The organism is Natronosalvus vescus (assembly GCF_023973145.1).
GTDB classification, from domain to species: domain Archaea; phylum Halobacteriota; class Halobacteria; order Halobacteriales; family Natrialbaceae; genus Natronosalvus; species Natronosalvus vescus.
Genome location: NZ_CP099546.1, coordinates 2,967,976 through 2,986,636 on the forward strand (window position 1 = coordinate 2,967,976; position 18,661 = coordinate 2,986,636).

Below are 18,661 nucleotides of genomic sequence, written 5' to 3' on the forward strand. Positions count from 1 at the left end.
TTCAGCGACACAACGCGACGAGCAAAGTGGTTCGCTCGTCGCTGAAAATTGTTGTCGGAAGATTTGAACCAGATAAGTCGCAGCCCGGGAAGCGAACGGAGTGAGCGACCCGGAACGTCTTGACGAGGTTCAAATCTGGCCCAACCGCCTCGAGCAACACGATTGACGGATGGGACTGATACTCGAGGCTCGAGAAATGGCATAATGGTGTAGAAAGGAGCTGTACTTCTCGAGTGACGCGAAGACGTTTCGCCGTAGTTCGAATCGTACTGATCCGTGGGCCTGAGGCGAAACGGGGTGTGACTACCGCTTTTTGAATAGTGGCTACCAGAGTACCTCCTCGAATATTCCTAACACAAAACACCGGCTTGCGATTACCTCGAGGTACCTTACTCACTCACCCAGGTGTTAGCGCGAGTATATGCATTACGGGTGAGTGTCTCGTTCATGAATCGAGGAGCGTCTGGAAAACGTGTACGTACTCGACTATTTGCTGTTTTGTGTTCGATTTTGATGGTGTGTTCGGTACTGGTGCCGTTCGGTGTAGCGGCACAGCCAGCAGCCGATTCGAACGCTGACTCGCTTTCTGCCATCGATCCCGACCTCGAGGGGTGTCTCGTCGTCTCGGAGGATGAAGAAGGGGGCGACTTTGACAGTATCCAGGATGCAATCGATGCGGCGGAACCGGGGGATACGATCTGCGTAGAGACGGGAATCTACGACGAGGGTCTGCAGGTAACCACCGAAGGAATCACCATTGCGGCGGTACCGGGGGCTGACCCGGTGTTGCAAGGGTCGTCAGGGACTGGTATTGAGATCGACGGTGCCCACAACGTGACGCTCGAGGGGCTGACGATCCAGGGATACGACAGCAACGGAATCCGAGTCACCGGTGACGGTCACAATCTTACCGTACGTGACATGCGTATCGAAGACAGCGGACGGGGAATCTGGCTCGAGAATAACGTTGCCTCAAGCGTCGTTATCGAGAATAACGAGATCGTGAACAACGGCGTCAGGGGGATTCACATCGGTGAGAACAATGAGGATGTGGAGGTTCGCGGGAACTACATCGCGGACAACGGTGGCGTCGGCATCAATGCTAGGTACGCGCCCCACGTCGTCGTCGCCGACAACATTCTCGATGGGAACAGCGGAAACGGAATCGCCATCTGGGACGAGTACGCCGTAGTCCGGGACAACACCCTGAACGGCAACGGCAACGTCGCCATACGCATTTCTCATGACGGCGACCATGCGCTCGTTGAGGGGAACGAGGTCACCGGTGGCGATGTCGGTATCAGTGCTTCGATGGTGGACAGCCCCGAAATTCGGAACAACGCCATCACCAGCGCAACGGTCGACGTCGAACTCGACCGCGTACGGACGGCCACAATCGTCGACAACACCTTCGAGACCGGAATCGCCCTCGGCGGCGCAGCCGGCACGTTCGAGCACTTCGACCACACCGCCTCCGGCAACACCATCGGGGACGATCCGCTTGTCTTCGTCAGCGGCGAGGACGACCCGACGATCCCCGAAGACGCGGCGCAGGTCATCGTCGTCGACTCGTCGAACGTCGAGGTTTCCGGACTCGAGTTCGATGGCGTCGCCTCTGGGATCCAGATCGCCTACAGCCCCGGTGCCGTCGTCTCCGACAACGTCGTTTCGAACACCGGGAGTCACGGGATTCGAGTGTGGGCTTCTGATGACACGGTTGTGTCGGGGAACGACCTGCTGAGCAACGACGAGACCTCACTCGTCTCTGGGATCGGCATCCATGGCTCTGCCGACGCCGTCGCCGCGGAGAACACGATCACCGACAGTAGCAGCCGGGCGCTCGAGGTCGGTGGCTCACCCGACTCGATCGTTCGGGACAATTCGCTGATCGACAACCACAACGGGTTGCACCTCACTGGCTCGGATCGAACGGCGGTCACAAACAATACGATCACCGGGACGCACCACGGGGGAACGACCAGTAACTTCCGATCGGCGATACTCGTGATAAGTGGGGAGTACGTCGAAATACGCGGTAACGAGATCACGGACAACCACGTGAACGGCATCCACGACAACCGCGGGTCTAACTCACAGTACGTCACGATCGAGGATAACCACATCGCGAACAACGGAAACGAGGGAATCTACTGGTCGAGGAGCCACGACGCGACGATCCACAACAACACCGTTACTGACAACGGCCGAACCGGTATCAACGGACCGATGCGAGCGAACGTCACACACAACGAAGTTAGTGGCAACTCAGTTGGCATCGACGTCTCGCACGATTCGCTCGTAGCGAACAACCTCGTCCAGGATAACCGCGGCAACGGCGTCGAGGCGAACGCTGACTCGACGGTGCGTGACAACACGATCGTAGACAACGGCATCGCGGGGATCTACTTCCGGAACTTCGACGGCCAGCTCGTGGAGAGTAACGAGGTCAGCGGTCACGCCGTCGATCTGTGGATTCACGAGACCACCGACGTCACCGTTCGGCACAATTCGTTCGAATCCGGTGTCCTCTTGCGGAGTTACTACGCCGATTCCGAGGAACTGACCACGCACTCGTTCGTCAACAACACGGTCGGGGATCGGTCGCTCCACTACGTCCGAAACGAAACCAGCGTCGAGGTTCCGGACGATGTCGGGCAGGTTATCGTTGTCAACTCGACGGACGTGAACGTCTCGGGTCTGGAGTTTGACGGGGTCCCGGCCCCAGTCCAGGTCGCCTACAGCCACAGCGTGGAAGTCACCGACAATTCGATCGCGAATGGGACTGACACGAACACGGAACGAGGGGCGGTTACCATCTGGGAGTCGACCCAGTCGACGATTCAACGAAACACTATCGTCGAGATGGGTGAACGAACGACCGGGATCGAACTCATCAATGGGGGGCCCGCCGAGGTCACCAACAATACGATTACAGACGTCGGCTGGAACGGTATTGCCGCCGAAGACATCGACGCTCCGAAGATCACCCGGAACATAGTCACGGACGCGGGCAGGGACGCCATTACCGTCACTAACAGCGATGATCTGACGATCACTTGGAACACCGTAACAGGCGCTGGTGGGGACGGCATTCACACGACCGTCACCGATGAGGGGCTGGGTGCGGACGTTGCGAACAACACGGTTTCGAACAACGAGCGAGGTATTGTGGTTGAAGCACAGGGATGGAGTTCGCCCATCATAAACGTATTAATCCTCGACAACCTCATTGAGCACAACTCTGCGGCTGGCCTCGAGTTCACTGACGAGGCCGAGGACGTTCAGGTGCATGGGAACGCCATCCAGAACAACGGAAACGGGATTGTCTACAGCGATCATAGTCCCGAATACGCACTGAACGCGACGGACAACTGGTGGGGTGCTGCGAGCGGGCCGAGTGGCGGTGTCACGGATCCCGAAACTGGAACGATTGCGGACGGTGATGGGGATACCGTCGACGAACACGTCCTGTTCGATCCGTGGGACGAAACGCCGTTGGGGCCGACGTTCGAGATCGGTATCGACGACACGAACTCACCCATCGCCGCCGGCGAGACGCTGACGGTAGACGTAACCGTCGAAAACCTCGCCGACGAGACGGAAACCCAGACGATCGAACTGGTCGATTTCGACGGCAGCGTCGTCGACGCCGTCGATGAGCTGACGCTCGAGGGAGGCGAATCCGAATCGCTTACTCTCACATGGGAAACGCCCACCGATGTCGTCGGAACCGGTGACATCACCGTTCAGACCGAGGACGATTCCGACACCGACCAAGTGATCGTTCTCTCAGCCGAGGCAATCGAAGTAGACACCTGTACAGTGATCGATGCCCCTGGGTACTACTTGCTGACCGGTGACCTCGAGGGCGACGCAACCTGCCTCGAAATTACAGCGGACGACGTGGTTCTCGACGGAATGGGACACACCGTTCAGGGCGAAGATCTCGACGACGACGGAACCAATTACGGTATCGTGGTCGACGATGCTGACGGCGTCACGGTCAGCAATGTCGTCATCTCTGGCTGGGACGTCGGCCTGTACTACAACGAAGCCAGTGACGGTGTCATCAGCGACGTAATCACTGAGAACAACGGAGCAGGGTTCAACCTCCGTGCGTCCAACGACAACGACGTCTCTAGCCTCACGGCTCGATATAACGATTATCGAGGACTCAACGTCGGCTCTGGTGGTGGATCGAGTCATGGTAACACGTTCACGGACATCCACGTATACGAGAACGAAATCAGCGGAAGCTCCCTTTATCCAGGTGCGGTTCAGGTAGCCTCTGGATCAGCCAACAACGTGTTCACCGGACTAAACGCCTCTTCGAACCGCGCCGGTCTGCGAACCGCCGGCTGGTCGAACACGTTCACCGATGTCGTCGCCGACGACAACTCGATGTACGGGCTGAACCTCGAGAGTAACTTTGGTAACGAGTTCGAGAACGTGAGTGTCTCAAAGAACGGCTGGCACGGAATCCGAATCGGTGAGAGCAACGGGAACGTATTGACGAACGTAACGGCGACCGAAAACGACGGTACTGCCATTTACCTCGTTGGTAGTCTGAGAGGTGGCGCTGCCGTTACGAACACCGTCTTTACCGGAGTAAATGTGTCTGATACCGACGGAAACGGAATTGGACTGAGTAACGCCGACGGGAACACGTTTACCGATATTGCGCTACAGGACAACAGCGGTAGTTCGATCCATCTCTCGAGTGGGTCGAGCGGGAACACGTTCACCGATGTCGTGGTCACCGACAGTGGTGGCCACGGATTCTACTCCGCCTATGGAAGTCAGGACAACACCGTCGAGCACCTCGAGCTGGCTACCGCCACCATCTCGTTCGAGGGGCAGGATATACGGGTCAGTTCCGCCGGTGAACTAGGCGAACCGCAAACTGGAACCAATCCACTGGGTATCTTTGCGAATGTCGGTGGTTCAGGAGTGGACGCCCACCTCGACTCATTGTACGTTCACTACGACGAAATCGATGTGACCGGCATCGACGAATCGAGCCTCGAGATCTGGCGCTTGACCGAGACCTGGTCACCGCCGTCGGAGGAGTCCTACGACTCGGGTGTGAACACGGACGAACAGTACGTTTACGCGACTGATATCGACGAGTTCGGCACCTTCGGTGTCTTTGGCGAACCGGGTACGGTTCCTTCGATCACCGATACCACGGTGGATCCAACAGAAATCGATGAAGGTGAGTCCGTTACAGTTACGGCGACCGTCGAAAACGTCGGCGACGTCGGTGGGGACGTCATCGTTGCACTCGAGATCGATGGTACAACGGTGGATACCGAGACGATCGATCTCGAGACAGGTGAGACTGGCCAGGTCACCTTCACACACACGTTCGAGGATTCGGGTACGTTCGACGTGAGCGTGAGCGAGACTCATGCGGGTACAGTAACCGTTAACGACGACAGCGACGACAGCGACGACAGCGACGACAGCGACGACGACGAACCCGAAGCGAACGTCATCGTCTACGGGGGATCCGTAAGCCACGACGCTGTCGGCATCGACGACACCGTCACGATTACCGGCGACCTCTACAACAGCGGCGACGTCGCCGGTGACGTCACCGTCGAGCTGACGATCAGCGGCGAACACGTCGACGAGACGATGAGCCAGACAGTCACGGTCGAACCTGGCCTCGAGCGAGACGGCGTCGAATTCGAGTGGACTCCAACGGAAGACAGTCTCCCGGACGGCGTCGACAGCGACGAGGTCACGATCACGCTCAACAGCCTGGTCGTCGACACCGTCTCGCTCGAGCACCAGTACTCGGACATTCAAGTGATCGCCGCATCTACGTCCGAAACCGAGGTCGTCGGCGGCACCGAGTTCCACGTCGTCGGGAGCATCTACCAGGCAGGCACTATCGAAGGATCCGAAGAGATCACGTTGACCGCCACTCCGACCGATGGAGGCGATCCAATCGACCTCGGAGTCCAGGAAGTGACGCTCGCGCCCGGCTTCTACCACCTCGGCGCAATCAATATCACTGCTTCGTTCGACGCGGACGACGCTGGTACGTACGACCTCGAGCTTGGCGACCGGTCGGCGGGAACGATCGAGGTCGAGCCCGCCGAATCGGACATCCAGGTAATCGCCGCCTCGGCCTCGGAGATCGAGCTCGTCGAGGGTGAGGATATGTACGTCATCGGCAGCATCTACCAGTCCGGCAATATCGAGGGAACCGAGGAAATCGAACTCACCGCCACGAACGTAGACACCGGCGAGTCCACGGTGGTGGGCACTCAGGAGGTGACGCTCGCGCCCGGCTACTACCACCTCGGCGCACTCAACGTCACACACGTCCCCGACGAAGCGGGCACGTACGACCTCGAGTTAGGCGACCGAAACGCCGGGACGATCGAGGTCGCGTCCGCCGAGTCGGACATCAACGTGATTGCCGCCTCCGTTTCAGAGATAGAACTCGTTGAAGGAGATGAAATTCACGTCGTCGGGAGCATCTACCAGGCCGGCACCATCGATGGGCCTGAAGAGATCGAGGTCACTGCCATCAATCAGGAGACGAACGAGACGACCGTTCTTGGCGTTCAGGAAGTCTCGCTCGAGCCCGGCTTCTACCACCTCGGCGCGGTCAACGTTACCGTTGTCCCAGAACCGGGCACCTACGACATCGAACTCGGCGACCGAAACGCCGGGACGATCGAGGTCGAGCCCGCCGAATCGGACATCCAGGTAATTGCCGCCTCTGCCTCGGAGATCGACCTGATCGAGGGTGAAGAGCTGTACGTCATTGGCAGCATCTACCAGACCGGTAATATCGAGGGAACCGAGGAAATCGAACTCACCGCCACGAACACCGACACCGGTGAGACGACGGTGGTGGGCACGCAGGAGGTGACGCTCGCGCCCGGCTACTACCACCTCGGGGCGATCAACATCACGTACGCGCCTGATGAGGCCGGAACGTACGACCTCGAGCTCGGCGACCGGGCTGCGGGAACGATCGAGGTCGAGCCCGCCGAATCGGACATCCAGGTAATTGCCGCCTCTGCCTCGGAGATCGACCTGATCGAGGGTGAGGAGCTGTACGTCGTGGGGAGCATCTATCAGGCAGGTAACATCGAGGGAACCGAGGAGATCGAACTCACCGCCACGAACGTAGACACCGGTGAGACGACGGTAGTGGGCACGCAGGAGGTGACGCTCGCGCCCGGCTACTACCACCTCGGGGCGATCAACGTCACGTACGTCCCCGACGAAGCGGGTACGTACGACCTCGAGCTCGGCGACCGGGCTGCGGGAACGATCGAAGTCGAGGAAGCCGTCACCGACATTCAGGTGATCGCGGCGTCCGCGTCGGACATCGAGATTTCCGAGAACGAGGAGACCTACGTGGTCGGGTCGGTCTACCAGGCGGGCAATATCGAAGGAACCGAAGAGATCGAGCTGACGGCGACCCACGAGGACGGTACAGAGACGGTCGTGGGAACCCAGGACGTGACGCTCGCGCCGGGATACTATCATCTGGGCGCATTGAACGTGACGTTCGAACCCGAACAGAGCGGCAACTACACCCTCGAACTCGGTGGCACGTACGCAGGAACGGTGTACGTCGAGGAGATCGTCACAGACATCCAGGTCATCGCGGCATCTACCGCCGACGTCGAACTGATCGAGGGCGAGGAGACCTACGTGATCGGCAGCGTCTACCAGAACGGAAGCGACACCGCGACGGAGGAGATCGAGCTGACCGCGACCAATCAGGAGACGAACGAGACGCACGTCGTCGGCAGCCAGGAGGTGACGGTCGCGCCGGGATACTACCACCTCGGGGCGATCAACATCACCTTCACACCGGACGAGCCGGGGACGTACGACCTCGAGCTAGGTGGTCGGAACGCCGGCTGGGTGGACGTCGAGCCCGCCGAATCGGACATCAGCGTAATCGCCGCCTCGGCCTCGGAGATCGAACTGGTGGAAGGCGAAGAGCTGTACGTCATCGGCAGCATCTACCAGGCCGGCAACATCGAGGGAACCGAGGAGATCGAACTCACTGCCACGAACACCAACACCGGCGAGACGGAGGTCGTGGGAACGCAGGAGGTGACGCTCGCGCCCGGCTACTACCACCTCGGGGCGATCAACGTCACGTACGCGCCTGATGAGGCCGGAACGTACGACCTCGAGTTAGGCGACCGAAACGCCGGGACGGTCGAGGTCGAGCCCGCCGAATCGGATATCCAGGTAATCGCCGCCTCGGCTTCAGAGATCGAACTGATCGAGGGCGAAGAGCTGTACGTCATTGGCAGCATCTACCAGGCCGGCACCATCGAGGGAACCGAGGAACTCGAACTCACCGCCACGAACACCGACACCGGTGAGACGACGGTAGTGGGCACGCAGGAGGTGACGCTCGCGCCCGGCTACTACCACCTGGGTGCGCTCAACGTCACGTACGTCCCCGACGAAGCGGGCACGTACGACCTCGAGTTAGGCGACCGAAACGCCGGGACGATCGAGGTCGAGCCCGCCGAATCGAACATCCAGGTGATCGCCGCCTCGGCTTCAGAGATCGAACTGGTGGAAGGCGAAGAGCTGTACGTCATAGGCAGCATCTACCAGTCCGGCACTATCGAGGGAACCGAGGAAATCGAACTCACTGCCACGAACACCGACACCGGTGAGACGGAGGTCGTGGGAACGCAGGAGGTGACGCTCGCTCCTGGTTACTACCACCTCGGGGCGATCAACGTCACGTACACGCCCGACGAAGCGGGCACGTACGACCTCGAGTTAGGCGACCGAAACGCCGGGACGATCGAAGTGGCCTCCGCCGAGTCGGACATCCAGGTGATCGCCGCCTCAGCCTCCGCGCTCGAGGTCGCCGAGGGCCAGGAGTTCCACGTAATCGGGAGCATCTACCAGACTGGCACCATCGAGGGGCCGGAGGAGATCGCCCTCACAGCCACCCCGACCGACGGCGGCGACCCCATCGAACTCGGGAGTCAGGAAGCGTCGCTCCAGCCAGGCTGGTACCACCTCGGTGCGATCAACGTCAGCGCGACGCTCGAGCAACCGGGTACCTACGACCTCGAGTTGGGTGACCGATCCGCCGGGCAACTCGTGGTCACCCAGGCGACCGTTGAACCGACCATCGTCGCCGTCGAGGGCCACTCGAGCGCGAGTGACCTCGTCACGGCCGATGGCGACGTCCTCGACACCGACGGCTCGTACGTGTACGCGAGCGACGAAGCGACCGTCGAGGTGGCTGTGGACGCCGATCACCCGATCGACGAGGTGACGGTACTCATCAGTTCACTCGAGACGACTTACAGCGTCTCGACTCAGGCGATCCGTCAGGGCGACACCTGGATCGCGTCGATTCCGTTCGAGAGTCTCCCCGACGACGGCCGCTACGAACTGACGGCCGTCGCTGCCGACGAACGCGACAACGGCGGGATGGATCGAGCGGACGAAACGCTGGTGATCGACCGACAGTCACCGTCGATGTCGGTGAGCATCGAGGACGTTACCCACGAGGACGCGACGATCGTCATCGAGAGCACCGAACCGCTCGATGGAGTACCGACCGTCGATGTTACCGTCGACGAACTCGAGGCGGACGACGCTTCCGTCGGAGCCGATCCAACGGTCACCGGGATCGAGGCCGATCCGTCGGGCACCACCTTCACGGGCACCCTCGAGTTCGACGAGTCGGGCGAGTACACCGTCACCGTGACGGGTGTCGACCGGGCCGGTAACGACGCGACCGACGACGCCTCCGTGGTCGTCCATACCGGATTCACGCTCGAGGACGGCACCATCGAATTCGCCAACAGCGGAACGACGATCGAGTTCGATCTTGTCGACGACGTCGAAGAGGCGATGAAGGCGGAGGAACTGTTCATCGCGCTCTCGGAGAACGCGGTGGACGCCAACCTCGATGACGGGTCACTCGGCGTCAATTTCCTGACGGCCGATCTCGACAGCTTCATCGATCACCAGCTCGGGTCGGGCGCCATCGAAGGCGCAACGATCACGATGCCGGTCGACGAGACGGCCCTTCCGGCGGGCACTACTGCGACCGACGTCGGCTTCCACTACTACGACGAGGGCACCGAGACGTGGGATCCAGTGGACTCGAGCGTCGATTTCATTGACGACGACCCATACCTCACCGCCACCGTCGACGGCTTCTCGACGTACGGAGCCATGATCGTGGATGAGGAACCGCCGACGCTGACGAGCGTATCGCCCGCGCCCAAGAGCGAGTTGCCGACGGGTACCGACGAAACCACCGTTGCGTTCGCCTACGAGGACGATCTCTCTGGCGTCGACGTGAGCTCGATCACCATCGAACTCGACGGCGTCGACGTGACCGAGGACGATCGAACGCAGATCACCTCCTCAGAGACCACCCTCGAGGTGGCGCTCGAGGACGGTGCGTCACACACAGTAGCCCTCACTGTGGCCGACGAGGGCGGGAACGAGGAAACGTACACGACGTCGTTCAAAGTCGCGACGGCCGACGACACAGACGGCTCAAGTGACGACCCGTCGGATGACTCGAGAACCGACGACACAGACGATGGCGAGGACAGCCCAGTCTTCGACGATGAGTACGCGGACGACGCGGACGATTCGATCCCCGGATTCGGGGTTGGCATCGCGATTGGGGTAGTCCTCGTCACCGTGCTGCTTGGTCGCCGACGGTCGTAGCTGACGACCTCATCACTCGTCACATCGATTTCTGCCATCCATTACTCGTCAACACTCGCTACTGTCAGTTACGAGATACCGATCGCTCGAGCGGACAGATTCACAAAAATACCGTGAACAGTTGGTGTGATGACGTCCCGTTCAGCAGGACGTGGTGGTTCGAAGTGAATCAGGCGGGTGAGTCGTTGTTGCCGTTGTCACCGTTGTCGCCGTTGTCATCACAGACCACGTCAGTGTTGGCGTCAGCTTCGCCAACCTTCTTTTTGTTGTGGTGGATCGTTACACGGCCTTTGCCCTTCTTGTCGAGGTCGGCCCAGAAGCACCGCTTCTCCCGACCCGGAATCTCGAGGACGCCGGCCTGGTTCGTGTAGGCGTTGCGCCAGACGATTTTGACGTCTTTCTTGTAGTGGTTGTAGACGTAGTACTTCGCCTCCCCGTGTTTCTTCTCTTTGCCGTTCTCACTGCGGTAGCAGATCGGCTCGAGCTCGAGGGCTTTCTTGTGGTCGTCGGGTTTGCACTTCTTGTCCTTGACGCCTTTTCTGGCGAGGCGTTCACCCATGAACCAGAGGGAGACGGAGAGGTCGTCGAATCCGTTGTTGCCGTTATCGTCGTTGTCGTCCAGGTCGACCCAGAACTCCCGTGAGTCGTTCCCGCCGACGTAGAACGTTCCCTCGTAGTCCGGACAATCGTCGTCGCCATTGAAGCCGTTGTCGTCGTGATCGACCGTCCAGGATACTGGGACGGCCTGTCGGTTGTAGTTCCGGACACGGAACTTCGCCTCGCCGTCACGATAACAGACCGGTTTGAGGTGGATCTTCCGTCCCTTCGGTCGGCAGAGGTCGTCGGTATTGGCGTCCTTTTCGTCGATCCGCTTGCTGTTGTAGTAGAGGCTCGCTCGACCCTTCCCCTTCCGATCGAGTTCCACCCAGAAGCATCGCGTGCCACCTGCAGGCACCTTCCTTACGCCGGCCTGGTTCTTATACTCGTTCTTCCAGACCACCTTCGCGTCGTGGCTGTAGTGATTGTGGACGCAGAACTTGGCCTCACCGTGGAAGTCGTCGTCCTTTTTCCGCTTTTTCTTCTCGTCGTACATCCCGTCGACGTCGCCAATCGTGAAGACGGTCGCCGAAGACTCCTCGTCGTTCAGCGTGAACCGCGCAGGGTACAGCCCAGGCATCTCCGGGTTCTGGACGTTGTCGAGGCAGACGTCGATCGAGTCTCCTTGCTCGAGGTCGTAGTTCCCACCGAAGGTGAGGGTGAGCGTCTGGCCGTTGTTGCTGTCGCTGACCTCGTCCAGGTCGTTCGTCACGTCATCACCGTTGAGTTCGGCGGAGACGTCGTCGTCTTCGACGTTCGAGACGTCGACGCCGGTTCCACAGAAGTCGGCGACGATTTCGTTCAGCGAGTTACCGTCGGCGTCGTCGCCCACGGTGAGGCTGAAGCAGTAGGTCGCCGTCTCCCCTGGTTCGTCGGGGTCGACGGTGAGGTCGGCGTCGCCGCGGTAGGCGCGCTCGTCGATGTAACACTTCGCCTCGAGCTCGAGGGCTTCCTTCGGGCTCTCGGGTTCGCACTCCTTCTGATCGTTGGCGTGTTTGACGTCGATCTGGTCACCCTTGTAAAAGAGGCGAACCGTAGCCTGGCCATCCTCGGCGTCGACCCAGAAGTACTTCGATTCCTTTCCGGGAACGGTGAGGGAACCAGTCTGGTCGGTTCCGTAGACGTCCCAGGTCACCTCGACCGATCGTTTGTTCTCGTTGTCCACGCGGAACCGCGATCGTTCCGATTCGTAACAGATCGCAACGAGTCTGATGTTGTCGCGTTTGTGTTCGCTCGCTGTCGCCGTCCCAGCGGCGAATCCGGTGCCACCTAGCAGTGCACCGGAGGCAGCGATTCGTTTGAGGCTATCTCGTCTCGTGATGGATCGTTCGTCTGTCATCGTATTCTCCTGGGTGTGCTCCCAGAGTGGATACACGTCCGAGACACGGACAGTTTGTAATCGATGAACTACTCGATTTCACGAGCCTCCTTCTCGCTGAATCGTCTCGAGCGTTGAACAACCATCAGCAGTGACCAGTTGTAAGCCGGCCATACCTCGAGTAAATCACTGGCAAACGGTCACTACACGACTTGCTGGGCCTCGAGTAAGCCGCGGTAGACGTGCTGTCTATCGACGACGTGTCGCTCAGACCCTGGTATCGACGGTCTACCGAACGTAGGGCCAGTCACCGCTTCGTGATGACACGCCCTACCCACGTTTTCCAGTGGTTACTACGAGAAACGCACTCATCGCGGCCCACCTTCACTGACCGGCGTTAGAGCCCGGTCGGTGCCTCGAGTAGTGTCGTCTCGAGCCCCCACTCTCGAGCCAGCCCCTCCAGCGCCTCGACGCCGAACGTCTCGGTCGCGTAGTGGCCGGCCAGCACGACGTGCACCCCGGCTTCCTTCGCGTCGTGGTACACCTGCTGTTTGCCTTCGCCCGTCACCAGCGCGTCGGCACCGACCCCGAGGGCTTCATCGAGCCAGTCGACGCCGCTGCCGGTGACGATCGCCACCGTTTCGACCGCCTCAGGCCCGAACTCGAGCACCTGTATCGGCTGGCCACCGGTCGCGAGTTCGGCCTCGAGGGTCGCCTGGAGTTCGGTGGGCGAGTACGGTTTCGGTACCTTCCCACGCTGCCCGATGTACTCCGGGCCGTATTCGCCGAACGGTTCGCGTTCTTCGAGGCCGAGGACGTCCGCGACGCCGGCAGCGTTGCCTAGCTCCTGGTGGCCGTCGAGTGGGAGGTGGGAGACGTAGAGCGCCATATCGTGTTCGAGCAACGCCTCGAGTCGGTCGTAGGTACGCCCGGTCACGCGTTCGATGCCGCCCCACGAGAGACCGTGATGGGAGACGAGCAGATCCGCGCCGGCCTCGCCAGCAGCCTGAATCGTTTCGAGGGCCGCGTCGACGGCGAAGGCGACGTGATCGACCGATTTCGATCTCGAGTCCGATCCGACCTGCAGGCCGTTCGCGCTAACGTCTAGGTCGGCGTAGGCGTCCGTCCGCAACTCCTCATCCAGCCGATCGACGATCGTAGCGAGTTCCATGGCCACCGATTCGCGGGGGAGGTCTTTGAGTCGGACGGTTTTCGAGGCCAGGCCGACAGGGACTCGAGTGAACCCAGTATTGATCCGCCACTTACCGATACAGAAGTGAGGGAGTCACCGACAATCCAACATCTGTAGTCATAGATTCACTATCTATAGCATTACACTATACACATAATAGTTAGGATACACGGATCGCGACACACACTCGAGTCGGCCGACCGTACTCACTCGCGGTACTGGTTCAGCCGCATCTTGAGCCGCTTTGCAGCCTCCCCAGCCACCGTCGCGAATTTCTCGCCGGCGTTCTCTCCTGCGAAGATGATCCCGCGTGAGGAGTTGACGAGACCGACGCCGTTGGCCAGGCCGTACTCGACGGCCGCCTCGGCGTCGCCACCCTGGGCCCCCACTCCAGGGACGAGGAACGGGAGGTCGGGCACTTGCTCGCGCAGTTCCTCGAGTTCCTCGGGTTTCGTCGCGCCGACGACGAGGCCGACGTTGTCGTTCTCGTTCCAGAGATCGGCCAGCGCAGCGACGCGCTCGTAGAGGGGTTCGCCCGTCTCGAGTTCGAGATCCTGGAGGTCAGCCCCGCCGGGGTTGGAGGTGCGACAGAGGACGAACACGCCGGCTTCCTCGTTCGCGAGGAACGGTTGGAGGGAGTCTCGACCCATGTAGGGGTTGACGGTGATCGCATCTACGCGTTCGAGGATCTGGGCGTACTGGCGGGTCGTGTTCCCGATGTCGGCACGCTTGGCGTCGAGCAGTACGGGGACGCCCTTGCCGTGGGCGTAGGCGATCGTCTCCTCGAGGGCGGCCCAGCCGTCGGGATCCTCGTAGAAGGCCGCGTTCGGTTTGTACACCGCGGCGTGTTCGTGGGTGGCGTCGATGATCCGGCGGTTGAACGCCCAGCGAGGGAGGTCGTACTCCTGCAGGTGCTCGGGAATGCGTTTGGGGTCGGGGTCGAGGCCGACGCTGACGACGCTGTCGACTGTCACGATGCGATCGTGCAACCGGTCGAAGAAGTTCATGCGCTCGAGTCGGCGGGCGATTGCCGAAAACGTTGCTATACTGCTTCCCGTCCGGCCAATCGGTCGGCACTCACACCGGGGTCGGCTTACTCCAGGGTCACGAACACCGACCTCGCTTACTCCGGAAATAACTCCTCGGTACGGTCGATGCCGTCGATGGCAGCGACGTCTGCGGCCTCGAGGTCGATATCGGTCGCCGACAGGTTCGCTTCGAGGTGGTCGCGGCTGCTGGCTTTCGGAATCGCCCGCACGCCGTCGTGGGCGAGCACCCAGGCCAGCGCGACCGCCTCGGGCGTCGTGTCATGACGGTCGGCGACCGCACAGACGGACTCGAGGTCGCGAACCCGTCCACCGGCCAGGGGCGAGTAGGCGACGACGGGATAGCCGTGATCACGGGCGTGGGCGAGCAATTCCGGCGACTGGAACAGAGGATGAAACTCGATCTGGTGGGCGGCGATCGGTGCCTCGAGAATCGACCGTGCGGTCTCGAGTTCCGCCACCGAAAAGTTACTCAGGCCGACGTGCTCGATGAGCCCGTTCGTCCGCAGGGCGTCGAACGCCGGCAGCGTCCGCTCGGGATCGTAGGTGTCGATCGGTCGGTGAACGTACAGCAAGTCGATCGTCTCGAGTCCGAGGCGCTCGAGGCTCTCGTCGGTGGAGCGACGGACGGCTTTGGGGGAGAGGCTGTCTGCCCAGACTTTCGTCGCGACCGTTAGTTCAGATCGGGGGACGTCGCTCCGGGCGATCCCCTCGCCGACGACGGTCTCGTTGTCGTAGATCTGGGCCGTATCGAGGTGGCGGTAGCCGACCTCGAGCGCCGTCGCGACGACATCGGGATCCTCGATTCCCATGGTGCCGAGGCCGACTGGTGGGAGTTCCATACCCCGGTTATCGGCTCCGGCGAAAAGTATCCGCCGCTCGAGGATCGGACGCACTGGCAGAGGTGGCTACACCGAGGAGAACCCACTGTACGCTCAGGCGCGGATCACTGTCTTCTTAACCGTCGGTTTCGACCTACGTCCCATGAGCATTCCCTCGTTCGTCATCGCCATCGCCGGGGGAACCGGCGCCGGGAAAACGACCGTCTCTCGAGCGGTCGCAGACACGGTCGGCGAGGGCGTCACCCGGATCCCACTCGACAACTACTACGAGGATCTCTCTCACCTCGCGTACGACGAACGCAGGGAGGTCAACTACGACCACCCGGACGCGTTCGAGTGGGAACTGATCCGGGAACACCTCGACGCGCTCTCGATGGGCCAACCGATCGAGATGCCCCATTACGACTTCGAAATTCACAATCGAAAAGAGGAAACTGTCCGCGTCGAACCAACCGAGGTCATCGTCGTCGAGGGCATCCTGGCGCTGTACGACGAGATACTCCTCGAGATGCTCGATCTGCGGGTGTACGTGATGACCGACGCCGACGTGCGGATCCTCCGCCGCATCCAGCGCGACGTTATCGACCGTGGGCGCGACCTCGAGGGTGTCATCGATCAGTACCTCGAGACGGTCAAACCGATGCACGAGCGCTTCGTCGCACCGACGAAAAAACATGCCGACATCATTATCCCCGAAGGAGTCAACCGGATGGCGATCGACCTCCTGACCGAGAAGATCGAGGCGGAACTGGTCGGCGAACCCGTCGACGATGAGCACGACCGGCGAGGGGCGCTCGAGTCGTTCGAAGACTGAGACTGGGCTTCGCGATTCTCTTCGGATGTCCCCGTCGGAAAGCGCTTTGTGTTCAGTCGTCTGCGGCTTCTTGCTCGCTCGAGCCGACTGGTTCGACCTCCGCGGCCGCAGCCTTGTACTCCGGAATCTTCGCCAGCGGATCGAGCACGTCGTTCGTGAGCGTGTTCGCCCGCGCGTCCGCGAAGTGCGGCGTCGTCCAGACCACGCCCTCCTTGATGTCCTCGGTGACCTGTGCCTCGAGAACGATTTCGCCCCGGCGTGAGCGTAGCGTGACGTAGTCGCCGTCTTCGATCCCGCGGTCGGCGGCGTCGGCCGGGTGGATGTCGACGAAGTTCTCCGGCGTCTTCCGACGGAGGGTGGGCGAGCGCGTACTCATCGTTCCCGTATTGTAGTGTTCCTCGAGTCTCGCCGTCGTCAGCACGAGCGGGAACTCCTCGTCCTCGACCTCAGCAGGTGGCTGGTGGCGAACCCCCCGGATTACGCCCAGGCCGTCCTCGGTGTCGAACGACTCCGCGTAGAGGTACTGGTCGCCCTCGTCGCCCTCCTCGTAACAGGGCCACTGGACACCCTCGAGACCGATGCTGTCGTAGGTGATCCCGTGGTAGATCGGACACACCTCTCGAAGCTCCTCGAAGACCGCCTCTGGCCCGTCGAAGTCGAACCCCTCCCCGAACAGTCGGGTTCCCAGCTCACTGAGGATGTCGAGGTCGTGGCGGGTGTTTCCGGGGACGCTCGTTGCCGGGCGCATCAGTTGCACCCGTCGGTCGGTGTTCGTGACGGTACCGCCGCGTTCGGCCCAGGTAGTCGCGGGAAGGACGACGTCTGCGAACTCGGCGGTTTCGGTCATGAAGATATCCTGGACGGCGAGGAATTCGAGGTCGGCCATCCGTTTTTCCACCTCGAGGGCGTCCGGTTCGCTCATCACCGGGTTCTCGCCCATAACGAACAGGCCGTGGATCGAGTCCCCGATGGCGTTCGACACCTCGACGTTCGTCAGCCCCGGTTCGGGTGGAATCTCGAACCCCCACACGTCCTCGACCGACTCGCGCGCCTCGTCGTCGTCGACTTCCAGGTAACCCGGGAGGACGTTCGGCATCGCGCCGACGTCACAGGTTCCCTGGACGTTGTTCTGACCGCGGAGGGGGTTGACACCGGTTCCTGGACGGCCCAGATTGCCCGTAATGAGTGCGAGGTTGACCTCGTTCTGGACGTTGTCGACGCCGCAGGCGTGCTGGCTCATCCCCATGCCGGTGAAGATGGCAGCGTTGTCGGCCTCGGCGTAGATGCGGGCGGCCTCCTGGATATCCTCGAGCGGGATGCCGCAGATGTCCGCTGCGTCTTCCATATCGAACTCTGCCAGGGTGGCCTCGAGGTGGTCGAAGCCCGTCGTTCGCGCCTCGATGAAGTCCTCGTCGTACAGTCCCTCGTCGATGATGGTCTTGAGGACGATGTTGAGCAGCGGGATGTCGGTACCGGGTTTGAGCTGGAGGTGGATGTCGGCGTCCCGGCTGGTCTTGTTCGCGTGGGGGTCGACCTGGATGAGCGTCGCGCCGTCGAGCGTCGCCTGCCGGAAGTAGTTGCTGTGGGCGATGACGTGCTGTTCGGCCGGGTTTGCCCCCTGCACCCAGTAGACCTCACCGTCTTCCTCGAGATCGGCCATGCTGTTGGTCATCGCCCCCGCACCCAGGCTCTGGCGGAGCGTGTACACCGTCGAGGCGTGACACATTCGCGTGCAGTTGTCCACGTTGTTCGTCCCGTAGCGACGGGCGAGTTTCTGGAGCAGGTAGTTCTCCTCGTTCATCACCTTCGAAGAGGCGAAAAAACCGGTCGCGTCCGGGCCGTACTCGTCGTCCAACCGCTCGAGTTCGTCGACGATATGCTCGAGTGCTTCGTCCCAGGTGGCTTCCCGGAAGGATTCACCTTCGCGAATAAGCGGTTCCGTCAACCGATCCTCGTGGTCGACGACCTGGGTCGACGCGCCACCCTTGATGCACAGCGCACCATCGTTCACCGGCGCGTCGAACCACGGCTGGAGGCGAACCGACCCGGGTTCGTCCTCCTCGAGCAGTTTGAGTCCACAGCCGACCCCGCAGTACGGACAGATCGTGTGGACGCCCTCGTCGTCTGAGCTCATGGGTG

General features: G+C 61.2%; 7 protein-coding genes. 2 read left to right on the forward strand and 5 right to left on the reverse strand.

Annotation, left to right across the window (positions count from 1 at the left end; all coding sequences use genetic code 11):
• Nucleotides 1-513: 513 nt before the first annotated feature.
• Nucleotides 514-10,713 carry a right-handed parallel beta-helix repeat-containing protein gene (locus NGM68_RS14255; protein WP_252698903.1) on the forward strand — a complete coding sequence of 3,400 codons (10,200 nt, stop codon included), beginning with the start codon at nucleotides 514-516 and terminating at the stop codon, nucleotides 10,711-10,713.
• A gap of 169 nt (nucleotides 10,714-10,882) precedes the next feature.
• On the opposite strand, the gene NGM68_RS14260 is transcribed toward NGM68_RS14255, so the two are convergent.
• The 4 genes from NGM68_RS14260 to NGM68_RS14275 all read right to left on the reverse strand — a co-directional run bounded on the left by NGM68_RS14260 (nucleotide 10,883) and on the right by NGM68_RS14275 (nucleotide 15,708).
• Nucleotides 10,883-12,649, reverse strand: a complete 1,767-nt coding sequence (locus NGM68_RS14260; protein WP_252698904.1) for a hypothetical protein — start codon at nucleotides 12,647-12,649, stop codon at nucleotides 10,883-10,885.
• A 376-nt stretch (nucleotides 12,650-13,025) separates the two neighbouring features.
• Entirely contained in the window at nucleotides 13,026-13,799 is a 774-nt protein-coding gene (locus tag NGM68_RS14265; RefSeq protein ID WP_252698905.1) for a Nif3-like dinuclear metal center hexameric protein, read from the reverse strand.
• Nucleotides 13,800-14,026: 227 nt separating this feature from the next.
• Nucleotides 14,027-14,827: an orotidine-5'-phosphate decarboxylase gene (pyrF, locus tag NGM68_RS14270; RefSeq protein ID WP_252698906.1), complete on the reverse strand. Its 801-nt coding sequence runs from the start codon at nucleotides 14,825-14,827 to the stop codon at nucleotides 14,027-14,029.
• Between the two features lie 116 nt (nucleotides 14,828-14,943).
• Nucleotides 14,944-15,708, reverse strand: coding sequence for an aldo/keto reductase (locus NGM68_RS14275; RefSeq protein WP_252698907.1), 765 nt, complete (start codon nucleotides 15,706-15,708; stop codon nucleotides 14,944-14,946).
• Nucleotides 15,709-15,850: 142 nt separating this feature from the next.
• On the opposite strand from NGM68_RS14275, the gene udk reads away from it, so the two are divergent.
• Nucleotides 15,851-16,522 carry a uridine kinase gene (gene udk / locus NGM68_RS14280; protein ID WP_252698908.1) on the forward strand — a complete coding sequence of 224 codons (672 nt, stop codon included), beginning with the start codon at nucleotides 15,851-15,853 and terminating at the stop codon, nucleotides 16,520-16,522.
• A gap of 52 nt (nucleotides 16,523-16,574) precedes the next feature.
• Here the strand turns inward: udk and fdhF are convergent, their stop codons facing one another.
• Complete coding sequence (gene fdhF, locus NGM68_RS14285) at nucleotides 16,575-18,656, reverse strand: formate dehydrogenase subunit alpha (RefSeq protein WP_252698909.1); 2,082 nt, start codon at nucleotides 18,654-18,656, stop codon at nucleotides 16,575-16,577.
• Between the last annotated feature and the right edge of the window lie 5 nt (nucleotides 18,657-18,661).

Excerpts from the sequence above, each read along its gene's own strand:
- NGM68_RS14260 (WP_252698904.1), bottom strand. The coding sequence starts at position 12,649 with ATGACAGACGAACGATCCATCACGAGACGAGATAGCCTCAAACGAATC.
- fdhF (WP_252698909.1), bottom strand. The coding sequence starts at position 18,656 with ATGAGCTCAGACGACGAGGGCGTCCACACGATCTGTCCGTACTGCGGG.
- pyrF (WP_252698906.1), bottom strand. The coding sequence starts at position 14,827 with ATGAACTTCTTCGACCGGTTGCACGATCGCATCGTGACAGTCGACAGC.
- NGM68_RS14275 (WP_252698907.1), bottom strand. The coding sequence starts at position 15,708 with ATGGAACTCCCACCAGTCGGCCTCGGCACCATGGGAATCGAGGATCCC.
- udk (WP_252698908.1), top strand. The coding sequence starts at position 15,851 with ATGAGCATTCCCTCGTTCGTCATCGCCATCGCCGGGGGAACCGGCGCC.
- NGM68_RS14255 (WP_252698903.1), top strand. The coding sequence starts at position 514 with ATGGTGTGTTCGGTACTGGTGCCGTTCGGTGTAGCGGCACAGCCAGCA.
- NGM68_RS14265 (WP_252698905.1), bottom strand. The coding sequence starts at position 13,799 with ATGGAACTCGCTACGATCGTCGATCGGCTGGATGAGGAGTTGCGGACG.